The sequence below is a fragment of the Pseudarthrobacter sp. B4EP4b genome (genome assembly GCF_006680095.1).
In the GTDB taxonomy this organism is placed as follows: Bacteria; Actinomycetota; Actinomycetes; order Actinomycetales; family Micrococcaceae; genus Arthrobacter.
In genome coordinates, this window is sequence record NZ_VHIJ01000047.1 from 875 (window position 1) to 21,201 (window position 20,327).

General features: G+C 65.5%; 21 protein-coding genes and 1 riboswitch. Of the genes, 10 read left to right on the forward strand and 11 right to left on the reverse strand.

What is annotated here, in order from left to right; genetic code table 11:
* The coding region (locus FNL14_RS17310) for an HNH endonuclease signature motif containing protein (protein WP_142062513.1) at positions 1-839 on the forward strand (839 nt) is incomplete at its 5' end.
* Between the two features lie 113 nt (positions 840-952).
* On the opposite strand, the gene FNL14_RS17315 is transcribed toward FNL14_RS17310, so the two are convergent.
* Positions 953-2,185 (reverse strand): glutamate--cysteine ligase, encoded by a 1,233-nt coding sequence (locus FNL14_RS17315; protein ID WP_142062450.1) that lies wholly within the window; start codon positions 2,183-2,185, stop codon positions 953-955.
* A 67-nt stretch (positions 2,186-2,252) separates the two neighbouring features.
* Positions 2,253-3,776, reverse strand: coding sequence for a UDP-N-acetylglucosamine 1-carboxyvinyltransferase (locus tag FNL14_RS17320; RefSeq protein WP_091421873.1), 1,524 nt, complete (start codon positions 3,774-3,776; stop codon positions 2,253-2,255).
* Positions 3,777-3,951: 175 nt separating this feature from the next.
* Here FNL14_RS17320 and FNL14_RS17325 point away from each other — a divergent pair, with 175 nt between their 5' ends.
* Positions 3,952-4,779, forward strand: coding sequence for a hypothetical protein (locus FNL14_RS17325; RefSeq protein WP_142062454.1), 828 nt, complete (start codon positions 3,952-3,954; stop codon positions 4,777-4,779).
* A gap of 91 nt (positions 4,780-4,870) precedes the next feature.
* Here FNL14_RS17325 and FNL14_RS17330 read toward each other — a convergent pair whose 3' ends face one another.
* Genes FNL14_RS17330 through FNL14_RS17340 form a run of 3 tightly spaced genes read right to left on the reverse strand, consistent with a single transcriptional unit; the run spans position 4,871 to position 7,844 of the window.
* Positions 4,871-5,671 carry an energy-coupling factor transporter transmembrane protein EcfT gene (locus FNL14_RS17330; protein WP_142062457.1) on the reverse strand — a complete coding sequence of 267 codons (801 nt, stop codon included), beginning with the start codon at positions 5,669-5,671 and terminating at the stop codon, positions 4,871-4,873.
* Positions 5,668-7,221 (reverse strand): ABC transporter ATP-binding protein, encoded by a 1,554-nt coding sequence (locus FNL14_RS17335; protein ID WP_142062460.1) that lies wholly within the window; start codon positions 7,219-7,221, stop codon positions 5,668-5,670. The genes FNL14_RS17330 and FNL14_RS17335 overlap by 4 nt, the downstream gene beginning before the upstream one ends.
* A complete protein-coding gene (locus tag FNL14_RS17340; RefSeq protein WP_091421866.1) occupies positions 7,221-7,844 on the reverse strand; it encodes an ECF transporter S component in 624 nt (207 codons plus the stop codon). The genes FNL14_RS17335 and FNL14_RS17340 overlap by 1 nt, the downstream gene beginning before the upstream one ends.
* A gap of 59 nt (positions 7,845-7,903) precedes the next feature.
* Positions 7,904-8,044: riboswitch (TPP riboswitch) on the reverse strand.
* Between the two features lie 73 nt (positions 8,045-8,117).
* Here FNL14_RS17340 and FNL14_RS17345 point away from each other — a divergent pair.
* The 7 genes from FNL14_RS17345 to FNL14_RS17375 all read left to right on the forward strand — a co-directional run bounded on the left by FNL14_RS17345 (position 8,118) and on the right by FNL14_RS17375 (position 12,260).
* Positions 8,118-8,660, forward strand: coding sequence for a heme-degrading domain-containing protein (locus tag FNL14_RS17345; RefSeq protein ID WP_142062463.1), 543 nt, complete (start codon positions 8,118-8,120; stop codon positions 8,658-8,660).
* A gap of 45 nt (positions 8,661-8,705) precedes the next feature.
* Entirely contained in the window at positions 8,706-8,915 is a 210-nt protein-coding gene (locus FNL14_RS17350) for a hypothetical protein (RefSeq protein ID WP_139205009.1), read from the forward strand.
* Positions 8,916-8,995: 80 nt separating this feature from the next.
* A complete protein-coding gene (locus FNL14_RS17355) occupies positions 8,996-9,508 on the forward strand; it encodes a DUF4383 domain-containing protein (RefSeq protein WP_142062467.1) in 513 nt (170 codons plus the stop codon).
* A 58-nt stretch (positions 9,509-9,566) separates the two neighbouring features.
* The gene (locus FNL14_RS17360) at positions 9,567-10,622 is read left to right on the forward strand and encodes an iron-containing redox enzyme family protein (protein ID WP_142062470.1); all 1,056 of its coding nucleotides are present in this window, start codon (positions 9,567-9,569) and stop codon (positions 10,620-10,622) included.
* A complete protein-coding gene (locus tag FNL14_RS17365; protein ID WP_142062473.1) occupies positions 10,619-11,689 on the forward strand; it encodes a glycosyltransferase family 2 protein in 1,071 nt (356 codons plus the stop codon). Before FNL14_RS17360 ends, FNL14_RS17365 begins: the two co-directional genes overlap by 4 nt.
* Positions 11,686-11,901, forward strand: coding sequence for a CDGSH iron-sulfur domain-containing protein (locus tag FNL14_RS17370; RefSeq protein WP_091421851.1), 216 nt, complete (start codon positions 11,686-11,688; stop codon positions 11,899-11,901). The genes FNL14_RS17365 and FNL14_RS17370 overlap by 4 nt, the downstream gene beginning before the upstream one ends.
* Before the next feature lie 95 nt (positions 11,902-11,996).
* Positions 11,997-12,260, forward strand: coding sequence for a DUF4235 domain-containing protein (locus FNL14_RS17375; protein WP_091421849.1), 264 nt, complete (start codon positions 11,997-11,999; stop codon positions 12,258-12,260).
* A gap of 10 nt (positions 12,261-12,270) precedes the next feature.
* Here FNL14_RS17375 and mnhG read toward each other — a convergent pair whose 3' ends face one another.
* From mnhG to FNL14_RS17405, 6 genes are read right to left on the reverse strand one after another with little or no spacing between them, the layout of a single operon-like run.
* The gene (mnhG, locus tag FNL14_RS17380; RefSeq protein ID WP_142062476.1) at positions 12,271-12,681 is read right to left on the reverse strand and encodes a monovalent cation/H(+) antiporter subunit G; all 411 of its coding nucleotides are present in this window, start codon (positions 12,679-12,681) and stop codon (positions 12,271-12,273) included.
* Positions 12,671-12,949 (reverse strand): monovalent cation/H+ antiporter complex subunit F, encoded by a 279-nt coding sequence (locus tag FNL14_RS17385; protein WP_091421844.1) that lies wholly within the window; start codon positions 12,947-12,949, stop codon positions 12,671-12,673. Before FNL14_RS17385 ends, mnhG begins: the two co-directional genes overlap by 11 nt.
* On the reverse strand, positions 12,946-13,491 hold the full coding sequence (locus tag FNL14_RS17390; protein ID WP_142062479.1) for a Na+/H+ antiporter subunit E: 546 nt from the start codon (positions 13,489-13,491) through the stop codon (positions 12,946-12,948). The genes FNL14_RS17385 and FNL14_RS17390 overlap by 4 nt, the downstream gene beginning before the upstream one ends.
* The gene (locus tag FNL14_RS17395) at positions 13,488-15,092 is read right to left on the reverse strand and encodes a Na+/H+ antiporter subunit D (RefSeq protein ID WP_142062482.1); all 1,605 of its coding nucleotides are present in this window, start codon (positions 15,090-15,092) and stop codon (positions 13,488-13,490) included. Before FNL14_RS17395 ends, FNL14_RS17390 begins: the two co-directional genes overlap by 4 nt.
* Complete coding sequence (locus tag FNL14_RS17400; RefSeq protein ID WP_091421837.1) at positions 15,089-15,610, reverse strand: Na(+)/H(+) antiporter subunit C; 522 nt, start codon at positions 15,608-15,610, stop codon at positions 15,089-15,091. The genes FNL14_RS17395 and FNL14_RS17400 overlap by 4 nt, the downstream gene beginning before the upstream one ends.
* The gene (locus FNL14_RS17405; RefSeq protein ID WP_142062485.1) at positions 15,607-18,684 is read right to left on the reverse strand and encodes a Na+/H+ antiporter subunit A; all 3,078 of its coding nucleotides are present in this window, start codon (positions 18,682-18,684) and stop codon (positions 15,607-15,609) included. The genes FNL14_RS17400 and FNL14_RS17405 overlap by 4 nt, the downstream gene beginning before the upstream one ends.
* A gap of 196 nt (positions 18,685-18,880) precedes the next feature.
* On the opposite strand from FNL14_RS17405, the gene FNL14_RS17410 reads away from it, so the two are divergent.
* Positions 18,881-20,284: an MFS transporter gene (locus tag FNL14_RS17410; protein WP_142062489.1), complete on the forward strand. Its 1,404-nt coding sequence runs from the start codon at positions 18,881-18,883 to the stop codon at positions 20,282-20,284.
* Positions 20,285-20,327 lie beyond the last annotated feature (43 nt).

A 20,327-nucleotide genomic window follows, 5' to 3' on the forward strand; every position in this document is an offset into this window, starting at 1 on the left:
CCGGCGCCGAAGAGGACGAGGCCAACGGCGGCAACGGGTACGCGGACCTCGGCAACGTCCCGGTCCCCAAGGCGGACGTCCTGGTCACCGTCCCGGTACTCGCCCTCTTCGGCATCACGGACGAACCGGCAAACCTGGACGGCTACGGCCCCATCCCCGCATCGATGGCCAGAAAACTCCTCGCCAACGGTGCCACCTCCTTCTACCGGGTGCTGGTGGATCCGCGGGACGGGGCGCCGCTGGAGATCGGCCGTACCTGCTACCGGCTCACCAAAGCCATGAAAAAAGCACTGCAAATCCGGGACGGCAAATGCACCTTCCCCGGCTGCAACAACCCATCCCCGGACAACGACACAGACCACCTTCACGCCTGGCAACACGGCGGACATACCGGGATCAGCAACCTGGCCCAACTCTGCCCCAAACACCACCGCCTCAAACACAACAGCAGCTGGGAACCCACCCCAGCCACCGGAATCGAACCACCCGGCTGGACCTCACCCACCGGCCGCCACTACAAAGCCGAACAACCCAACCACGAACCACCCCAATGGCCACCCGGACACCTGCCCCGTGCAACTGATACAGCCGGGCGCCCGACGCGTGCGCCGGAAACACCCAGGCTCTTGACGGATGCAACGGAACCACCCGGGCGCCTGGACTTCCCGGACTTTTACCCGCCCTTTGCAGAGCCAGTCGATGACGACCTTGACGATCCCTACGACTACGCGCCGGCCGATCCCATCTGGGACGACTTCTACGCCCACCCGCCGAAACTGCCCAAAGACCCGTTTCCGGACTGGCACCGCTGGCTCAGCGAATCCTCCTCGGTCCCCTGAGGCCTCTCGTTAGGAGTGCCGAGGCCTGCCATACTCTGCCATACGCTCTGCCATAAGGCCTGCCATACGCTCTGCCATAAGGCCTGCCATACGCTCTGCCATAAGGTCTGCCACTAGGACTGCCTGACGCGCAGCAGTTCCGGTGCATCATCCACTGTGGAAAGATTCAGGGAGCCACGCATAGTAACCTCCACCGCGTGCCTGACCACAGCGCCGAAACCAAGATCGCCGGGTGCTGAGGCTGCCAAAGTACTGTCCCGGACCCGCCGCTGTTCAACTGCCCCGGTTCCGCGCGAAATAATATCCTCAACTCCTTGCCTGGCCAAGGCAAGTTCACCTTGCTCCTGCAATACGGGGGCCAGATAATCCACCAGGGCGCGCACCACATCCGTGGCACGCGCCGGCCGGAAAGTCCCAAAGTCCAGCAGTTCTCCGCCAAGTCCTTCGCTGCTTGCCTGCCAGGACGCCATCCGCAAAATTACAGTGGGCACCGGGGCGGGATCCACACCGTCGTGCCACTCCCGGCTGGCAGTCTCAACAAGCGCCCGCACCAGGACGGCGATCAGCGCGGCGTCCTCGGCCCGAAGGCAGACGTCCGCCACCCGAACCTCAACGGTTGGATGGTTCCGGGACAGCCGGGCATCGAAGTACAGCATCCCTTCATCCAGCATCACGCCTGTATCCAGGAGACGGGAAACCACGCGGCGGTAGGCCGAGTAGTTCCCGTAGATTCCGGACGGCCCGGCGGTGGGCCAGCGGTTCCACGCCTGCGTGCGGTAGCTCTCGAAGCCGGTCTGCAGACCGTTCCAAAAGGGTGAATTGGCGCTGAGGGCAGTGAGCACAGCCAGCTTGTCGCGGATCCTGTCCAGCACTGCCACGCCCTCATCGTGCGACTCGATGTAGGTGTGTACGTGGAAGCCGCACGTCAGTTGCTCCTGGGCGGTCAGGCCAAACCGTTCCAGCATCTTGGCATAGCGGGGATCAGGAGTGGTGTGGCTGGACAGCCCAAGCGGCGAGGTGGCCAGGGCGGCCACGCGTGCATTGTTCTTCTTGGCGGCCTTGTCCGCAAGCGCCCGGCCGGCCCGGATCTGTTCCAGAAGCTCTACGTATTCCAGGCATGGCCTTGTCTGGGTCTCTATCTGCTCCAGCTTGAGTTCGGCACTCAGGCCCATCCCGTCGCCGGCATTAAGAACGTGGCCGCCCTGGGTGTCCGGAACATGGGGATCATCCGGAGCGTCATCAGCTGCCATCCGGCGCCCGGACAGCAGTGCATCAGCCAAGGCCAACGGTTCACCGCTCTCCGGATCAACGATCAGGAGTTCTTCCTCGACGCCGAATGTACGCATACTCACATTCTGCGACAGGGCAGGGCATATTGAAGGCCTTCACCACTTCATGACGAAGCGTGAATGGTCAGTCCTGGAAGTACTCCACCTTGGCCCCGATGGTGTTGAGCCGCTCGGCCAGGTCCTCGTAACCGCGCTCGATGACGTAGATGTTCCGCAGCTCGGACACACCCCTTGCGGCCAGCATTGCCAGCAGCAGGCAGGCCGCCGGACGGAGCGCCGGCGGGCAGCCAACCTCTGCCGCGCGCCACCTGGTGGGCCCGTTGATGTAGATCCGGTGCGGATCCAGCAGTTGCACCTGCGCCCCCAACCGGTTCAGCTCCGTGAGATAGATGGCCCGGTTTTCGTAGACCCAGTCGTGGATCATGGTCTGCCCATTCGCATTTGCGGCAATCACAGCAAAGAACGGCAGGTTGTCGATGTTCAGGCCCGGGAACGGCATGGGATGGATCTTGTCCTCGGGAGCGTGCAGCTCGGACGGTTTGGTGGTCACATCCACCAGCCGGGTCCGGCCGTTGCGGGCCATGTACTCCTCGGATATCTCCAGCCGCTGGCCCATCTGCTCCAGTGTGGCCAGTTCAATCTCCATGAACTCAATGGGCACGCGGCGGATGGTCACCTCGGAATTGGTGACGATACCGGCGGTAATGAGGCTCATGGCCTCGATGGGGTCCTCGGACGGGAAGTATTCGATGTCCGCATTGATCATGGGACGGCCTGTGATCTTCAACGTGGTGGTGCCGACGCCGTCGATGCTGACACCAAGCATCTGCAGGTAGAAGCACAGGTCCTGCACCATGTAGTTGGGGCTGGCGTTGCGGATCACCGTTGTCCCCTCCCGGTGCGCCGCTGCCATGATGGCGTTCTCGGTGACGGTATCGCCGCGCTCGGTCAGCACGAAGGAACGGTCCCGGGTATCGGCAGACGGGGCCTGCACGGTGTAGAAACCCTGGGTGGCTTCCACGCTGAGGCCGAACTGGCGCAGCGCCTGCATGTGCGGCTCCACGGTGCGGGTGCCAAGGTCGCAACCGCCGGCATACGGAAGCCGGTACACGGAGGACTCATCCAGCAGTGGTCCCAGCAACATGATGACGCTTCGGGTGCGGCGGGCGGCCTCAACGTCCATGGCGTCCAGGTCCAAGATGTCCGGGCGGCGGAGCTGAAGGTCCGTGTCGTTAAGCCAGGTGCATTCCACGCCGATGCTGGTGAGCACCTCCACAATGCGGTTGACCTCTTCAATGCGGGCAAGGCGTCGGAGTATTGTCGTGCCCCTGTTGATCAGGCTGGCACACAGCAACGCCACTCCGGCATTCTTGCTGCTGTTGACGTCCACAGCACCGGACAGGGTCCGTCCGCCTTCCACCCGAAGGTGCGTCATCTGCGGTTTTCCCACGTTGACGATGCTTCTGCCAAAAATGGTTTCGAGGCGCTGGATCATTTTCAGGCTCAGGTTTTGCTTACCCTGCTCCATCCTGGCGATGGCGCTCTGGCTGGTGCCGAGCTCCGAAGCCAACTGGCCCTGGGTCCATCCTTTTTCGCTCCGGGCGTCCCGAAGCATGGCGGCAACGTGTTCCGTGGTCTCCTGCGTCATGAAGAAAATATATCATAAATGAGTTAGCGAGGCCGGAATATTGCCCATACTGCCAGTTTGGGAGAACGTTTACCCGCTACATGCGATAGAAATCCGCTGGGGTAGATTCTTGACCCTGTTCGCCTCAACGAGGACACTGGGAAGATCTCTCCCCTCAGCACCCATGGAGGTGGCCATGCCACGGACACTACCACGTACGAGAGCGGTGACCGCATGGGCAGCTTTTTTGCTGGCCATGCTCCTGATCCCTGCCTGGCCGGCGTCGGCTGCGCCATCTCCCGGCGCGGGAACCTCGACACTCCTTGGCAATGACGTTTCCTGGCCCCAGTGCGGCACGGCCCTTCCCAAGGGCCAGGCGTTCGGGATCGTGGGCCTCAACAATGGTCTTGCGAACACCACCAACCCTTGCTTGGCGGAACAACTAAAATGGGCCGCAACATCGTCCGGCGGCACCGCCCAGCCGAAGGTTTCCCTGTACGTCAACACCGCCAACCCGGGCAGGGCCGGCTCGTGGTGGCCCAGCAGTGACGAGTATCCCTCCGGCACCCCCGTCCGTAACCCCTACGGGCCCTGCAAGCCGAAGGACTACGGCAAAGCCTGCGCCTATATGTACGGCTACGCCAAGGCCTGGGACGACGCCTACATCCGGGGCATCAGCAACCCCGCGAGCTACGTCTGGTGGCTGGACGTGGAGACCGGAAACAGCTGGTCCACCTCAGACAAGGACGCCAACCGGGCAGTCCTGGAGGGCATGACGGACTTCTTCCGGAGCATCAACGTCAAGGGTGTGGGGATTTATTCGACCGGCTCCCAATGGAGCCAGATCGTGGGAACCGTCGGCAGCTCAAGCAGCCTGTATTCGCTGCCCAGTTGGCTGGCGGGGGCACGCTCGGTGACGGGTGCGAAGGGCAGCTGTTCCAACCCGCCGCTGACGGCAGGCGGACGTGTCACGCTTACCCAGTTTGTTTCGGGCGGATTCGACTACGACTATTCCTGCTTCTGAGTTTCGGCCCCAAAGCCGTGCCCTGCCTCAAAGCCCCACACCTGCAGTCACTCAGGACCACGGACATACAAAAGTCAGGCCAGATCCCGCGTCAACTTCCCAACCAGACCATATTCCACGTTCCCGCCCAGAGGGCCGTTGCAAACGCTGTACCGGCCATGAGCACGCCGCCGCCCAGCACCCACGCATCCAGCCAGCTGTAGGTAGACTCGCGCGCCCACGTCCGGGTTCCGCCACCGAAGCCGCGCGCCTCCATGGTCACCGCCAGGCGCGACGCTCGCCGGATCGCCTGGACCAGTAGTCCGAAGCTCTGCCCCAGCGTGGCCTTCACCCGCCGCAGCGCGTTGCCCCGTGAGCCTACTCCGCGCGCACGGCGGGCCATGCCGATGGTCTGCCACTCTTCAGCCAGCAGCCCCACCAGCCGCATGGCTGCCAGCGTCCCCAGCACGAACCGGTGCGGGAGCCGCGCCTTTTGCGCCAGCGCGTCGGCCAGGTCAGTGGGGTCGGTACAGCTCATCAGCAGCACAGCCGGCAGCGCAATCGCCAGCCCGCGCAGCATAAAACCGACCCCCAGCTCCAGCGATCCTTCGCTCATGGTCCAGAGGCCGACGTCGATCAGCGTCTTTCCGCTGTCCGGCGCCAGGATGGAGGTGCTCCAGCCGCCCACGGCTGCGGCGATGATCAGCGGCCAGCCGCGCTGCCACAACAGCGCCAGGGTGAGGCCGGCCAGTGGAAACAACAGGAGCTCAAAGACGAGCGCCACCGAGGCGGATACCCAGTCGATGGAGAGCGCCAGGACCGCGGTCACCAGAAACACAGCAGCGAACTTGCTTAGCGGGTTGGCGCGGGCCAGCAGAGCATGGTTTGCCTGCAGGTTCAGTTCCTGCCTCATGATGCCACCGCCGGCGCTGCGGCCATGCGCAGTTCAGTCCCGCCCAGGGCCGCCGTGAACTCGGCATCATGGGTCACCGAGACCACCGCGGTGCCGGCGTCGAGGAGTTCGGACAGGAACGAGGCCAGCTCGGCCCAGGTGTTGGCATCCTGGCCGAACGTGGGTTCGTCCAGGACCAGGACCTGGGGATGCGCGGCCAGGACCGTTGCCACGGAAAGCCGCCGCTTTTCCCCGCCGGACAGCGTATAGGGGTTGGCGTCAACGAGCTCCGTCAGCCGCAACCGCTCCAGCAGCTCGTCCACCCGCTCCGCCCCGTGGCCAAGATGCCGCGGACCAAACAGAAGTTCGTCCAGCACTTTCCCTGTGACGAACTGGTGCTCAGGCTCCTGGAAAACGGTCCCCACGCGCTCGATCAGCTGCTCCGCCTTCCACCGGTAAGGATCAATTCCCGCACCCCGGCTGAGCGCCAGGGTGGCCGAGACCTTGCCGGCAACTGGCTCCAACAGCCCGGCAAGGGTCAGTGCGAACGTCGACTTTCCCGCGCCGTTGGGCCCGGTGATGGCCAGCGCCTGCCCGGCGCGGACCTGGGCGGAGATGCCCTGCTGCACGGGCACCGGCGGCAGCTTCCGGAACCCCTTGCGGCGGGCCCGTGCCCGCGAAACCGCCAGTTCCTCGGCGGCGAGGAGAAGGTCGCCGGTCCCGGGCACCGGGCCCTCCGCGCGCTGCCTGGTTTCCGGAACGTAGCCCGGCACCCAGACACCGGCCGCAATGAGCATGCTCCTGGCCTCGCTGAGCACCTGGTCCGGCGGACCGTCCAAAAGCACTGCGGACTCCGTGGACGAACCCGGCTGCAGCACCACGATCCGGTCCACCAGGTCCTTCCACACGGACACCCGGTGCTCCACCACCACCAGGGTTGCCCCGGTTTTGTCCAGGCAGCGCGCCACGGCATCGCGGACCTCCAGCACCCCGGCAGGGTCCAGGTTGGCTGTCGGCTCGTCGAGGAGGATCAGCCCGGGCCGCATGGCAAGGATGCCGGCGAGCGCCAGCCGCTGCTTCTGCCCGCCGGACAGGGCCGACGTCGGGTGGTCCAGCGGCAGGTGGGACAGGCCGACGTCGTCGAGCGCCTCGTGCACGCGCGTCCAGATTTCATCGCGGGGCACCGCAAGGTTCTCTGCGCCGAAGGCGACGTCGTCACCTACCCGGGACAGGACCACCTGCGTCTCCGGATCCTGCTGCATCAGGCCGGCGCGGCCTCGCTGCTCCCGCGGGGAGGCACTGTCAACCAGCAGCGAACCGGACTCGTCGGATTCGCCGGCCTCGCCGTCGTCGTTAACATCGCCCAGGACCCCCGCCAGGGCATGGAGGAGGGTGGACTTGCCCGCCCCGGAAGGGCCGAGGAGCAGCACACGCTCCCCCGGCTGGATGTCCAGATCAAGGGCTCGGACCGCGGGTTTGGCCCGTCCGGCATGCCGCCAGCCCCAACCGCGGGCGCTGATGGCTGCCGGACGCACCGCAGCCGGCGCCCCGGAATGGGATGGAGCGGTCATCAGGAGAAGACTGGCTCCGTTGCTGCCTTCCGCGAGGCAAACGAGCCCAGGACTCCGGTCTTCGCCAGCCCGCGCGTGGCGATCCAGGACAGTGCCCCGGCAATGATGGCGCCGGAGACTGCCGTGAAGATGATGTACGCCAGCTTGTCCCCGCCCGAGTACGCGATGTTCCAGCCCCATGGGGCGAAAGAGTCGTTAAGGCCGCAGAACAGGCCCGCCCCGGCACCGGCCAGCAGCGACACCGGCAGGTTGAACTTCCTGTACACGAAGATGGCGAAGATGATCTCTGCGCCCAAGCCCTGGACAAAGCCGGAGAACAGCACGGAGGCACCGTACTGCGACCCCATCAGCAGCTCGCCGGTGGCGGCCACGGTTTCGCAGAACAGCGCGGCGCCCGGCTTGCGGATGATGAGCATGCCCAGCACGGCCGGAATCATCCAGCCGCCGGCGATCAGGCCGGTCAGGGGCGGATAGACGGCGTTCATGGGGGCCGAGACTGCGGCAGCCCCCTGGGACCAGGCCCAGAAGATGACGCCGCCGGCGACGGCGATCAGGGCCGCCACCACAATGTCCACGACGCGCCAGGACCTACTGGTGGTCTTCTTTACTGCTGTTGTTGCCATGTGATCCTCCTGAGGAACAGGAGGGGAAAGTGCGGCAAAGGCACTGACTGCCGTTGCCGGACTTCGAGAACTCGACTCCCTTGCGCCGGTACTAACCGGATCAGGTTCGAGGGTCTGCGGCTGTCCGCACTCTCAGCGCCCACCTGCGGATCCTGGCATGGCCAGTGATGCCCGACGGCGGCGCTCCCCTGTCGTTAATTGATTCTGTGGGTAGATAAATAGCCCTGCTGGGCGTGGTCCAGTTTACACCGGAGGAGGGGTAGATTGTGGGCCATGACTGCCAATGCGCCGGATATGACTGAGTTCGATCCCGATTCCGATGACACCCAGCCTGAGGGCTCCCTGCAGGCCCTCATCGCGCGGATAGAGGGCGAAATCCGCGAGCTCCAGTTCCCCCGGTTTTCGATGGACGACGCCCTGAACCTGGGGCTCCTGCTGGTGGAACTGGGCAAGGAGGACCAGCTCCCCATCGCCATCGACATCACCAAGGGCGACCAGGTCCTCTTCCATGTGGCCCTGCCGGGCGCCACTCCGGACAACGAGTTCTGGATCCGGGCCAAAAAGCGCACCGCCGCACGGTATGAGGTGCCGTCCCTGCTGGTGGGGCTGCGCGGACGGCTCGGCGGCGGCAGGATCGAGGACCACGCCTGGTTCGACCAAAGCCGGTATGCGGCCCACGGGGGCTCCTTTCCGGTCTACGTCGCAGATGTGGGCGCCGTGGCAACCGTGACCGTTTCGGGGCTGCCCCAGGTGCAGGACCACAACCTGGTGGTGCAGGCCCTGCGCGAAGTCCTTGGTTCGATGGGTGCTCACTGACGCAGCGTTCGAAGCTGCAAAGTTCCGGCGACGGGGAGGGGCATCGTGAGCAGTCCGTTGGGGGAGAACCAGGTGCGGGCGGCGGTGGACAAAGCCGAGGACGAGATGATCTACATTGGCCCGGACCATCCCTACTATCCCCTGCTCGCAGAACTTGTGGCCGCCGTCGGGAAGGCCTGGCAACAGGGGTATGAGCAGGGCCGCCACGGCGGGCACCACGCCAACCCCTACGCCTGGAACAACCCGGAGGAGTGAACTCCGGGTAGGAAGCGTGCTTAGCATTTATTAGTAATCATGCTTACTATGTTGTTCCCGGCTTTTGAGGAGTACAGCATATGGCGGTCAGCACCCGCGGCACCGACGCGAGGACGGGCCTGCAGAAGGCCACCCTTGCCACGAGCATCGTCTTCCTGCTGCTGGGGATGTTGGGATTCATTCCTGGCATTACCGATAATTTCGATTCCTTGGGCTTCGCCGGACCCGGCTCTAAAGCAGAGCTGTTCGGCGTTTTCCGAGTGTCGGTGCTGCACAATGCCGTCCATTTAGCGACAGCTATTGCGGGGCTGGTGATGGCCAGAACGCACCGGCAGGGACGGAACTTCCTCATTTACGGGGGCGTCGCCTACCTCTTCCTCTGGCTGTACGGCCTGCTGATGGGCGATGACCTGCCGGCAAACTTCCTTCCCGAAAACAATGCGGACAACTGGCTGCACCTGGCCTTGGGCCTGGCCATGATCGCCCTTGCCGTCCTGCTGTCGCCAAAGACCGTTCCCGGCGATAAGTCCTTTCCCGGCAGCCAGGGCATGGACCGCCCGGCCCGGAACCCGGACGAGCACAACCAGACTTGAACGCCCACCGAAACCCGCTGTCGACGACGCAGCAGCGCCGCACGCCCAAAGGAGCACCATGAAGATCCCGGAACCTCGAGGTCCGATCACCAGCACCCTCTTTCGTGCCCTCACCTGCACGCCCGGCAGTGACGAGGGTGCCGCCGCCGTGGAGGACCTGCGCCTGCTGGCCAGGCCCAAGGCCTCCAAAGACATCATTGGCGACGACGACGTCCAACTGGCCCTCTTCTGCCTTTACGAGCTGCACTATTCGGGGCTGGAAGGGGTCAGTGACGAGTGGGAGTGGGAACCCGGGCTGATCCATCTGCGCCGCTTGATGGAGCGCCCGTTCGAAGCGGCGCTCCGGGCTGCCGCCGCCTCCGCCGCCGGAGAGATCAACGTGCCGCCCGCCGCGGAGCTCACCAGCGACGCCGTGGCGGACATCCTGTTTGGCCTCGCTGCCAGCGACACCGGCCCCAGTGTCTCCCGCTTTGTGGCCAAAAAGGCGACGCTGGACCAGCTCCAGGAGTTCCTGATCCACAAGTCCATCTACCAGCTCAAGGAAGCCGACCCGCACACCTGGGCCATCCCCCGCCTCACCGGCAGGCCCAAGGCTGCCCTCGTGGAAATCCAGGCCGACGAGTACGGCGGCGGACGCCCCGAACGGATGCACAGCGCGCTGTTCGCCCGCACCATGCGGGGGTTGGACATGGATGACCAGTACGGCGCCTACGTCGACGCCGTTCCCGCCGTCTCCCTCGCGGCGGTCAACATGATGTCTCTCTTCGGGTTGAACCGCCGGCTGCGCGGGGCCATCACCGGGCACCTGGCCCTCTATGAAATGACCTCCTCCCAACCGAACCGGCTGTACGGCAACGGCTTCAGGCGGCACGGCTTCGACGCTGACGTGACCCGCTACTTCGATGAGCATGTGGAAGCCGACGCCGTCCATGAGCAGATCGCCGGGCGCGACCTCGCAGGCGGCCTGGTGGAAGCTGAGCCCGGGCTGCTCGCGGACGTCCTGTTCGGGGCTACGGCGGCCATGGCCATCGACGGCAGGATTTCCACGCATCTCCTGGCCAGCTGGGAAAATGGAGTGAGCTCGCTGAGGGCGGCCGTACCGGCGGCAGCATGAGCACCCCGCCCGTTGGCCCGTCCGCGGAGTACATCCTGCCCCTGCGCTGGACTGCCGGGTCGGCGCGGGATTCGGAGCTGCAGGACCTGGCGGCCTACCTCGAGCGGCTTCTTCGGTGGATCCCGGTCATTGTGGTGGACGGCTCCGCCCCTGGCCTGTTCGAGCGGCACCGGGCCGCCTTTCCGCCCGGAGTTCGCCATATCCGTCCTGAACCCGCCGGCGCCGGCGATAGCGGTAACAGCACGGCCGGTAACGGCAAGGTGGCCGGCGTTATGACCGGCGTGCGAGCCTCCGCGGCGGAACTGCTGGTGATAGCCGACGACGACGTCCGCTACACGCGCGAGTCGCTCACCGCCGTCGTCCATCACCTCAGCTCGGCGGACATTGTGCGTCCGCAAAATTACTTTGACCCGTTGCCCTGGCATGCGTGGTGGGATACGGCGCGGACCCTGATCAACCGGGCATGGTCGGCGGACTACCCTGGCACCCTGGCGGTTCGCAGGAGCGCGCTGCTGGCTACCGGCGGGTACGATCCGGTGCTCTTCGAGAACCTTGAGCTGATCCGCACCGTCAAAGCCGCAGGCGGCCGGGAAAGGATTGTCCCTGATCTGATGGTGGCCCGCAGGCCGCCGAAGTTCCGGCACTTCCTCAAGCAGCGCACACGCCAGGCCTACGACGACTTCGCCCAGCCGCGGCGCCTCGCCGTCGAACTTGCCCTGCTCCCGGTGATCGTCTGCGCTGCCCGCCTTCCCGCCGGCCGCCGTCGGGCCGTCCTCCTGGCACTGGCCGCCGCCCCGGTCCTCATCGCCGAGATAGGACGACGGCGGCATTCGGGCAGGGCGGTTTTCCCCTTCCGGGCCACATTGTTCGCCCCGCTGTGGATCCTGGAACGGGCCGCCTGCATCTGGATGGCCCTTGGGTTCAGGCTCGCCGGCGGTGTGCCGTACGCCGGGGCGCGGCTCAAGACAGCAGCCCACTCGGAAGCCGAACTTCGGCGCCGGCACCACGGCAAGCTCGGGAACGCCCACCATTTGAAGCCCGCCAACGTACCCAAGGAGCAGCCATGAACCAGGAACCCGCCGAAAGCTCGATCGTGGTGTGCCCCGACGGCCCGTTGATTGTCCGGGGCGACTTCGACATCGTGACGCCGTCCGGTACTCCGGTCCCCCGGCAGCGCCAGACCGTGGCACTGTGCCGGTGCGGCGCCTCGGCGATCAAGCCATACTGCGATGGAACCCACAAAATGATCAAGTTCCGGACGGAACCACCCGCCACCTGACGCACTCGAACCCCGCCGCCGTTGCTGTGCCACAGCCGCAGAATGGGCGGTTAGGCTGGGTACAGCCCGTTTTCCGCCCGCAAGGAGTACAAAGAATGAACCTCTTCATCAAGTTGCTCGGTACAGGTATAAGCCTTGGCGCCGGCTTTGTCGGGACCAAGCTGGTCAATACGATCTGGGAAAAGTCCACCGGCCGGAAGCCGCCCACCGGCAAGGACGAGGACATCCCCACCAGCCTGCAGTCCGCGCTGACGTTCGCGCTGATCTCGGCCTCGGTGAGCACCATCATCCAGGTCCTGGCCAACCGCGGCACCCAGCGCGCCATCACCCGGTTCGCCAAGAGCCAGGACATCGTCTAACCCGCGGAAGTTACCTCACCTGGCCGTCGCCGGAACCGTCCTCGCGGGCGGTTTTGGCGGCGGCTTTCTGCACTACAGCCTCCAGTTCGTCGGCCGTCAGCAGTTCGCGGTGCAGGTGCTTGGTGCGGTAGCCGGCCCTGCCCACCATATGGGCGGACACAGGCACCGTCAGCAGCTGGAAGATCCAGGCCACCACCAGTACCGGCCACACCCACCAGGAGCGCATCTGCAGCCCGATCGCGGCCAGCAGCAGGAACAGGCCCAGGACCTGCGGCTTGGTGGCGGCGTGCATGCGGCTGAGCAGGTCCGGGAACCGCAGCAGGCCGATCGCCGCTCCCAGCGACAGAATGGCACCGACCACCATAAAGACGGCGGATAACAGGTCGATCCAGAAATCCAGGCCAGTAGCGTCAGGACTCATTCGGCTGCTCCCTTCGGTCCGCCACGAACCGGGCAACGGTCACGGACCCGATGAACCCGATAATAGAGATGGCCACCACCAGCATCAGGTTGTTCAGGTGCCGGTTCACGGCCATGTCAACGCACAAGGCCCCGCCCAGGATGGCGAGCAGGACATCTGCGGCGAGCACCCGGTCCAGCAGCGACGGGCCGCGGGCGATCCTGATGATCGCGCCGCCGGCGGCAAGCGAGAAGATCACGGCTGTAAGGACCAGGACGGTCTGCATCATGCGGCGGCCTCCGACCGTACGGTTTCAAGTTCTTCCCGGGTGCCCATGATCCGGATCAGCCCGGCTTCGATCGACCTGACCTCCTGGCGAAAATTCTCCACGTCCTCAACCGAGCTGATGTTCAGGGCGTGCAGGTACAGGGTGGAGGTTGACCGGTCCACCTCCACCACCAGCGAGCCCGGAATCAGCGATATGACGTGGCCGGTGGCGGTCACCAACAGATCCTGGTGGCTTCTCAGCGTCACCGCCACCAGCGCGTTCTTGACCCGGGGTCCGCGCATCACCGCCAGGTACAGGACCTGGGCGCTGGCAACGGCCACCTTTCCCACAAACATCAGCGCGAAGGGGATGGCGTGCAGGATGTTAAAGCGGCCGCTCAGCTCTACCGGCGGAAGGTAGAACAGCCTGGCGACTGCCACGGCAAGCAAGGCGCCGAACAGGAGGTTTCCGGGGCTGAAGTCCTGCCACAGTGCACCCCAGACGATCACCAGCCAGACCAGGAGCGGCAGTTCCTGGCGCAGCGAAATACGGCGGCGGCTCATTTTCCTCCTCCGGCCGTCAGGATCATGGGCACTACGGTGTCCTCGCCCAGTACTGCCTGGATGTAGGAAGACCTGTTGAGCATGTCGTGTGCCGCCTGGTCCGAAACCGTAAACAGCGGGCCCGCGAAGACCGTCAGTGCGACGCCGAGAACCACCAGTCCCAGCGTGGAACCCACCATGGTGCGGGGCAGGAGCGTTACGGTGTTCAGCTTGGCGCCCGGGCCGGCCACCCTCACCCCTGGCGCCGCCAGGAGAACGGGGTCCGGGTGCTCGGCGTCAGAGGGCTTGCGCCAGAAGGCGCGGTTCCACACCCTGGCGATGGCCAGCAGGGTCAGGAGGCTGGTGACCACGCCGCCGATCACCAGGGCATACGCAAGCGGCGTGCCCAACTCAATGCCCGCCTGCATCAGACCCACCTTTCCGAGGAACCCGGAGAACGGCGGGATGCCGGCAAGGTTCATGGCCGGGACAAAGAAGAGCAGCGCCAGCAGGGGCGACAGCTTGGCCAGGCCGCCCAGGCGGTCCACCGACGAGCTGCCGCCGCGGCGTTCGATCAGGCCTGTCACCAGGAACAGGCTGGTCTGGATGGTGATGTGGTGGGCCACGTAGAAGACGGCCGCGCCCAATCCGGCGGTGGAGGACATGGCCAGGCCGAACACCATGTAGCCGATGTGGCTGACCAGCGTGAACGAGAGCAGACGTTTGATGTCGTTCTGCGCCAGCGCACCCAGGATTCCCACCACCATGGTCAGCAGAGCGGCCACCATCAGGGGTGTGTTGAGTGTGTCCCCGGGGAAGAGCAGGGTCTCGGTGCGCACCATCGCGTAGACGCCCACCTTGGTCAACAGGCCCGCGAACACAGCGGTGACCGGAGCCGGCGCTGTGGGGTAGGAGTCGGGCAGCCAGAAGGACAGCGGGAAAACAGCCGCCTTGATACCGAACGCCACCAGCAGCATCACGTGCAGGAGGGTTTTGGTGCCCTGGTCCAGCTCGCCGAGTTTGATGGCGAGATCCGCCATGTTGACCGTTCCGGTGGCCCCGTAAACCATGGCAATGGAGATCAGGAACAGCACCGATGACACTACGGACACCACCACGTAGGTCACGCCGGCCCGGATGCGCGGCCCGGTCCCGCCGAGGGTCATCAGCACGTAGCTCGCCGTCAGCAGGATCTCAAAGCCCACGTAGAGGTTGAACAGGTCCCCGGAGAGGAACGCGTTGGAGACCCCTGCCACGAGGATCAGGTACGTGGGGTGGAAGATCGAGACCGGTGCGTCGTGGTCGCCGTCGGCCATGCCCTGCCCGGTGGCGTAAACCAGCACGGCGAGGCTCACTGCCGAGGACACCACCAGCATCAGCGAGGAGAACTGGTCCACCACCATCACGATGCCCCACGGCGGCAGCCAGCCGCCGATGGTCACCGCAGCCGTGCCGCCGTCCCACACGGAGGCCAGCAGCAGGCACTCGAGCAGCAGGGTGAGGGACAGCAGGCCGATGCTGACGGCCCGCTGGGCGCGGGAGTGCCGGATCAGCAGGAAGGTCAGGGCGGCGCCCAGGATGGGAAGTACGACGGCGAGCGGGGCAAAGCTTGCGATGTTCACTTTCCGCCTCCTTCCGGGCCAGGGGCCACATTCGTGGAGCCCGGTTTTTCTTCTGCGGCTGCGTGTTCGGCGGGCATCTCGCGGCCGCCTGCCATAACCGTGGCCACCGGGAACTCGGACGTTTCGGCGGGGATCTCGGCGTCGTCCTCGGCGTCGAAGCTTGGCGTTTCCGCCACCCGAAGGTCTTCCACGTCGTCCTGGATGTCATCCTGGCGCGCCAGGACCCAAGTGCGGTAGATGATGCCGAGCATAAACGCCGTCACGGCAAACGAGATGACGATGGACGTCAGGATCAGCGCCTGCGGCAGGGGATCGCTGTAATCCTCCGCCCCCGTTTCCTTTGCATAAAAGGGTGCGAGGCCGGCGTAGCCGCCGGTTGCCAGGATCAGCAGGTTGGTGGCGTTGGCCAGGAGCATCAGCCCCAGCAGCACGCGTGTGAGGCTGCGTTCCAGGATCAGGTAGATCCCGCAGGCGTACAGCGCGCCCATCACGATCAGGAGGGTCAGGTTAACGCTCATGCTTGGCCCCTCGAGGTGGTTTCGGCTGCGAGGCCTTCGGGCTCCCGGCCGTTGGCGCGGCCCTCTGGTGCGGCTGCGTCGCCGGCGAAGTCCGGCTCGTCGTCGGCCATGTCGCTGGCGGGATCGGCGTGGCGCTGTTCAAAGTGCTCGTCGATCTCAGCCCCGAGGCTTCGCAGAACGTCCAGCACCAGGCCCACCACCACGATGTACACACCGATGTCGAAGATGGTGGAGGTGACGAACTTGATGTCGCCGAACACTGGCAGCCAAAGTTCGATGATGGCGGTCTGGAACACCTGGCCGCCCAGAAGCAGCGGCACCACACCGGAGGCAGCGGCCAGTGCCAGCCCGATCCCCAGCAGGGCACCTGCACTGACGGGGGTGGCTTCACGGAGTTCGAAACGCCCGCCGGCGAGGTAGCGGATGGTCAGGGCCAGGCCTGCGGTCAGGCCGCCTGCGAATCCGCCGCCCGGCAGGTTGTGGCCGGCGAGCAGGAGGTAGAGCGAGAAGATGATCATGGAGTGGAAGACCAGCCTGGTGACCACTTCGAAGATGATGGAGCGGCGTTCCGGGGCCAGGGTGCGGCCGGCCACGATCCAGGCGTCCCGGGCCGAGGCGGCGAACTTCCGGCTGACCGCGAGTGCTGCGGCGTCACGGGTGCCGGGGTCGATTCCCCTGAGCCGGCCCACGGTGCCCTCGGCGACGGTGGCGGAGTTCCTGATCCGGTCCCCGCGGCCGCGGACAAAAATCAGGCTGGCCACACCAGTGGCTGCCAGCGCCAGGACACTGATTTCGCCGAAGGTGTCCCAGGCTCGGATGTCTACCAGCGTCACGTTGACGATGTTCAGTCCGCCGCCGCCCTCATAGGCGAGGCGCGGGAACTCCAGGGACACCGGCGTCGCGATCCTTGCGCCCATGGCCTGGATCCCGGCGAAGACCATGGTGACGCCGAAACCCAGGCCGATAATCACGCGCACCACGCGGTACTTGCCGCCGGTGCGGTCGCGCAGCTCCGGGGGCAGGCTGCGCATCGCCAGGACAAAGGCCACCAGGATGATGGTCTCCACCAGCATTTGGGTCAGGGCCAGGTCCGGGGCGCCCTGCAGCGCAAACATCAGGGCGATGCCGTAGCCGGTGACCGACACCATGAGCACTGCCAGGAACCGTTTGTTCGCTTTGACAGCGGCCAGGGCACCGATCACGATGCCCGCACCCACCACCAGCTGGAGCGGGGAGCCTGGATCAATCAGGTAGATCCCGTCCGGCAGGGGCTTGCCCGCCAGCAGGATGGCCGAGAGCGGCAGCACGAAGGCGACGCTGAGGATGACCGCCAGGTAGTAGTACAGCGAACCGCGCTGGGTGCGGCCGGTGATCCACACCGCCACGTCATCCAGCGCACCGATCGTGAGCTGGTAGGCCTTGTCCGCGTCCACCCACGGCGGCACCAGCGACTGCACCCGCGCGACGGCATTGCGGCCGAAGTACATGGCCAGGCCCAGCGCGAAGGTGAGGGCCGTCAGGCCCAGTGCCGGCGTGAAGCCATGCCACAGCGCGAGGTGGCCGGCCTGCTCAGCGGGTGTGCCGGCGTCGGCCGCGGTGGACGCGAACAGCGCGGCGTACGGCTGGATCCAGGCGTCAACGGGCACCGGCCAGAGGCCGTACGCAATGGTGAGGAGGCTGAGGATGGCGGGCGCTGCCAGGAATGAAGGGCTGATGGCCTTGAAAGGCGTGGGTTCCACGCCTTTCTTCGTCGCGAAGGCGCCCCACATAAAGCGGGCGCTGTACGCGAAGGTCAGGACGGATCCCAGGACCAGACCGGCCAGGACCACCATGCCCCAAACGCCGGCGTCGGGGTCACGGGCGTGGTGGACGAACGCCTCCAGCACCGACTCCTTGGCCACAAAACCGCCCAGGAGCGGAACACCGGCCATGGAGGCGGCACCAATGACGGCCACGATGCCCAGTGCCCGCGAGGACCGGAAGACCCCGGAGAGCTTGGTGACGTCGCGCGTGCCCGACTGGTGGTCGATGATTCCCACCACGAGGAACAGGGTGGCTTTGAAGAGGCCGTGGGCCAGCAGCATCGCAAGGCCGGCGAGGGCCGCGTCCGGGGTGCCGAGCCCCACCACCATGGTGAGGAAACCGAGCTGGCTGACCGTGCCGTAGGCGAGGATGAGCTTGATGTCGGTCTGGCGCAACGCCCGGTACCCGCCCACCAGCATCGTCGCCAGCCCTAGGCCCAGCACCACCGGCTGCCAGAAGGACGTTTCGGCGAAGCCCGGGGCCAGCCGCGCTACAAGATAGATTCCCGCTTTCACCATCGCGGCGGCGTGCAGGTAGGCGCTCACGGGCGTGGGGGCCGCCATGGCGCCGGGGAGCCAGAAGTGGAAGGGCACCAGCGCGGACTTGGTGATGGCGCCCACGAGGATAAGGACGACGGCGGCGCTCACCATGGCCGCCGAGGTCCCGTTCACCAGGTCCGGGGCCTGCGCGAGGATGGCCGAGATCCGGTAGGAGCCGGCGGCCTGCCCCAGCATGATGAGTCCCACCAGCATGGCAAGGCCGCCTGCGGTGGTGACCATCAGCGCCTGCAGCGCCGACCGCCGCGCCGCCAGCCTGGTCCGGGCAAACCCGATCAGGAGGTAGGACAGGATGGTGGTGAGTTCCCAGAAAATGAAGAGCAGCAGCAGATCGTCCGCCACCACCAGGCCGAACATGGCGCCGGCGAAAGCCAGGAGCTGGGCTCCAAAGCCGCCGAGGTCCTGGTCCTTTACCTTGAAATACCGTGCGCAGTACACCAGGACCAGCGAGCCAACGCCCAGCACCAGGAGGGACATCACCCAGGCAAGGGCGTCCATCCGGAAGGCAAACTCAAGCTGGAGGCCCGGGATCCATGGCACAACCTCGGACACCGTACCCTCGGCCCCATAAATGGGAGCGTGCTGGAACAGGAGCCAGGCGAAGGATGCCGCGGGAACAGCGGCCAGGATGTAGAACGCGTTCCGGCCCCACGCCCTGAAGAGAAACGGCGCCAGCACAGCCACCGTAAAGTGCACGGCAAGGACTGTTATCACTGGTATCTCCGCGTTCGTCAGGGATTCGATTGTCAAAAGTTGGAGCAGGCGGTTCATGCGTTAGGTTCGGGAGGGGCCAGTTTATCAAGGCTTCAGTACCCATTCCGCCGCCGCTGCTGTATGCTCCGGCCACTTTTCCCGGTTTTACGGCCGCAGCTCCCCTGCCTGTTCGCCACGGGCGGATACGATGCATCCTATGAACAGCGCCAGCGCTCCCGGGGCAACGCAGCCCTTCTCCGAGCTTGCATCGGGGAACACGGCCACCAGCAAGGCCCGCGTCCTGGCCTGGGCCTCCTGGGATTGGGGTTCGGCGGCTTTCAACGCTGTGATGACCACGTTCGTTTTCACTGTGTACCTGACCTCGAAGGCATTTGGCGGTGAAGACCAGGCCTCGGCTGTCCTTGGTGGTGCCCTTGCCATTGCCGGTTTTGCCATTGCGTTGCTGGCTCCGGTCACCGGTCAGCGTTCGGATGCGGGGGGCCGGCGCAAGCTGTGGCTGGGAGTCAACACGGCCGCCGTGGCCATCCTCACTGCCCTGTGTTTCTTTGTCTTCCCCCGGCCCGAGTTCCTCCTGCTGGGGGTGACGCTTATCGCCCTGGGCAACGTGTTCTTCGAGTTCGCAGGCGTGAATTACAACGCCATGCTGGCCCAGATCTCCACTCCCAAGAACATCGGCAAGGTCAGCGGGCTGGGCTGGGGAGCCGGCTACCTGGGCGGGATCGTGGCGCTCCTGATCGTCCTGCAGCTGTTTGTCCAGCCGAGCTTCGAATGGTTTGGGGCCTCTACCCGGGACAGCCTGAACATCCGGCTTGTCGCAGTGTTCTCCGCCCTGTGGTTCTTTGTCTTCGCCCTGCCCGTCCTCTTCGCGGTTCCGGAGCTGCCCAAAATCCCGCAAGCCCGGCGGCTGGGGATCGTGGCCAGCTACGGGCTGTTGATCCGGCGGATCAAGGCCATCTACGCCACCAGCCCGCACACCATCTACTTCCTGCTCGCCAGTGCCGTTTTCCGTGACGGGCTGGCAGCGGTGTTTACCTTCGGCGGAATCATCGCCGCCGGCACCTTCGGCTTTGAGTTGTCCCAGGTGATCTTCTTCGCGATCTTCGGGAATGTGGTGGCCGCCGTGGGAGCGATCGCTGGCGGGTTCCTGGACGACAAGGTTGGGCCGAAGGCAGTCATCCTCGGGTCCTTGGTGGGGCTCTTAATCGCCGGGACCGTCATCCTGGTGCTGGGCAACGGTGAATATTCGTTCTTCGGTATGGCATGGCGGGGGTCCACCACCTTCTGGATCTTCGGGCTCTTCCTGTGCCTCTTCGTGGGCCCGGCGCAGTCCTCGTCCCGCGCCTACCTGGCGCGACTTGCTCCGCACGGCGAGTCCGGTGAACTCTTCGGGCTCTACGCCACAACAGGCCGCGCTGTGAGTTTCCTGGCCCCGGCCCTGTTCACGCTCTGCATTACTGTCGCCACTCCATTGGTGGCACCGGGCGAAGCCCAGCGCTGGGGCATTCTGGGAATCATGGTGGTGCTCCTGGCCGGACTCCTGGTCCTGCTGCCGGTGAAGTCACCGGACAAGGCGGCTATCGCCGTCGTTCCAGCCACCTGATAACCCCACAATTTTCATGCCCCATGGCTTCGATTCCTGCCCC

Excerpts from the sequence above, each read along its gene's own strand:
- FNL14_RS17315 (WP_142062450.1), bottom strand. The coding sequence starts at position 2,185 with ATGCGTACATTCGGCGTCGAGGAAGAACTCCTGATCGTTGATCCGGAG.
- FNL14_RS17320 (WP_091421873.1), bottom strand. The coding sequence starts at position 3,776 with ATGACGCAGGAGACCACGGAACACGTTGCCGCCATGCTTCGGGACGCC.
- FNL14_RS17325 (WP_142062454.1), top strand. The coding sequence starts at position 3,952 with ATGCCACGGACACTACCACGTACGAGAGCGGTGACCGCATGGGCAGCT.
- FNL14_RS17330 (WP_142062457.1), bottom strand. The coding sequence starts at position 5,671 with ATGAGGCAGGAACTGAACCTGCAGGCAAACCATGCTCTGCTGGCCCGC.
- FNL14_RS17335 (WP_142062460.1), bottom strand. The coding sequence starts at position 7,221 with ATGACCGCTCCATCCCATTCCGGGGCGCCGGCTGCGGTGCGTCCGGCA.
- FNL14_RS17340 (WP_091421866.1), bottom strand. The coding sequence starts at position 7,844 with ATGGCAACAACAGCAGTAAAGAAGACCACCAGTAGGTCCTGGCGCGTC.
- FNL14_RS17345 (WP_142062463.1), top strand. The coding sequence starts at position 8,118 with ATGACTGCCAATGCGCCGGATATGACTGAGTTCGATCCCGATTCCGAT.
- FNL14_RS17355 (WP_142062467.1), top strand. The coding sequence starts at position 8,996 with ATGGCGGTCAGCACCCGCGGCACCGACGCGAGGACGGGCCTGCAGAAG.
- FNL14_RS17360 (WP_142062470.1), top strand. The coding sequence starts at position 9,567 with ATGAAGATCCCGGAACCTCGAGGTCCGATCACCAGCACCCTCTTTCGT.
- FNL14_RS17365 (WP_142062473.1), top strand. The coding sequence starts at position 10,619 with ATGAGCACCCCGCCCGTTGGCCCGTCCGCGGAGTACATCCTGCCCCTG.
- FNL14_RS17370 (WP_091421851.1), top strand. The coding sequence starts at position 11,686 with ATGAACCAGGAACCCGCCGAAAGCTCGATCGTGGTGTGCCCCGACGGC.
- FNL14_RS17375 (WP_091421849.1), top strand. The coding sequence starts at position 11,997 with ATGAACCTCTTCATCAAGTTGCTCGGTACAGGTATAAGCCTTGGCGCC.
- mnhG (WP_142062476.1), bottom strand. The coding sequence starts at position 12,681 with ATGAGTCCTGACGCTACTGGCCTGGATTTCTGGATCGACCTGTTATCC.
- FNL14_RS17385 (WP_091421844.1), bottom strand. The coding sequence starts at position 12,949 with ATGATGCAGACCGTCCTGGTCCTTACAGCCGTGATCTTCTCGCTTGCC.
- FNL14_RS17390 (WP_142062479.1), bottom strand. The coding sequence starts at position 13,491 with ATGAGCCGCCGCCGTATTTCGCTGCGCCAGGAACTGCCGCTCCTGGTC.
- FNL14_RS17400 (WP_091421837.1), bottom strand. The coding sequence starts at position 15,610 with ATGAGCGTTAACCTGACCCTCCTGATCGTGATGGGCGCGCTGTACGCC.
- FNL14_RS17410 (WP_142062489.1), top strand. The coding sequence starts at position 18,881 with ATGAACAGCGCCAGCGCTCCCGGGGCAACGCAGCCCTTCTCCGAGCTT.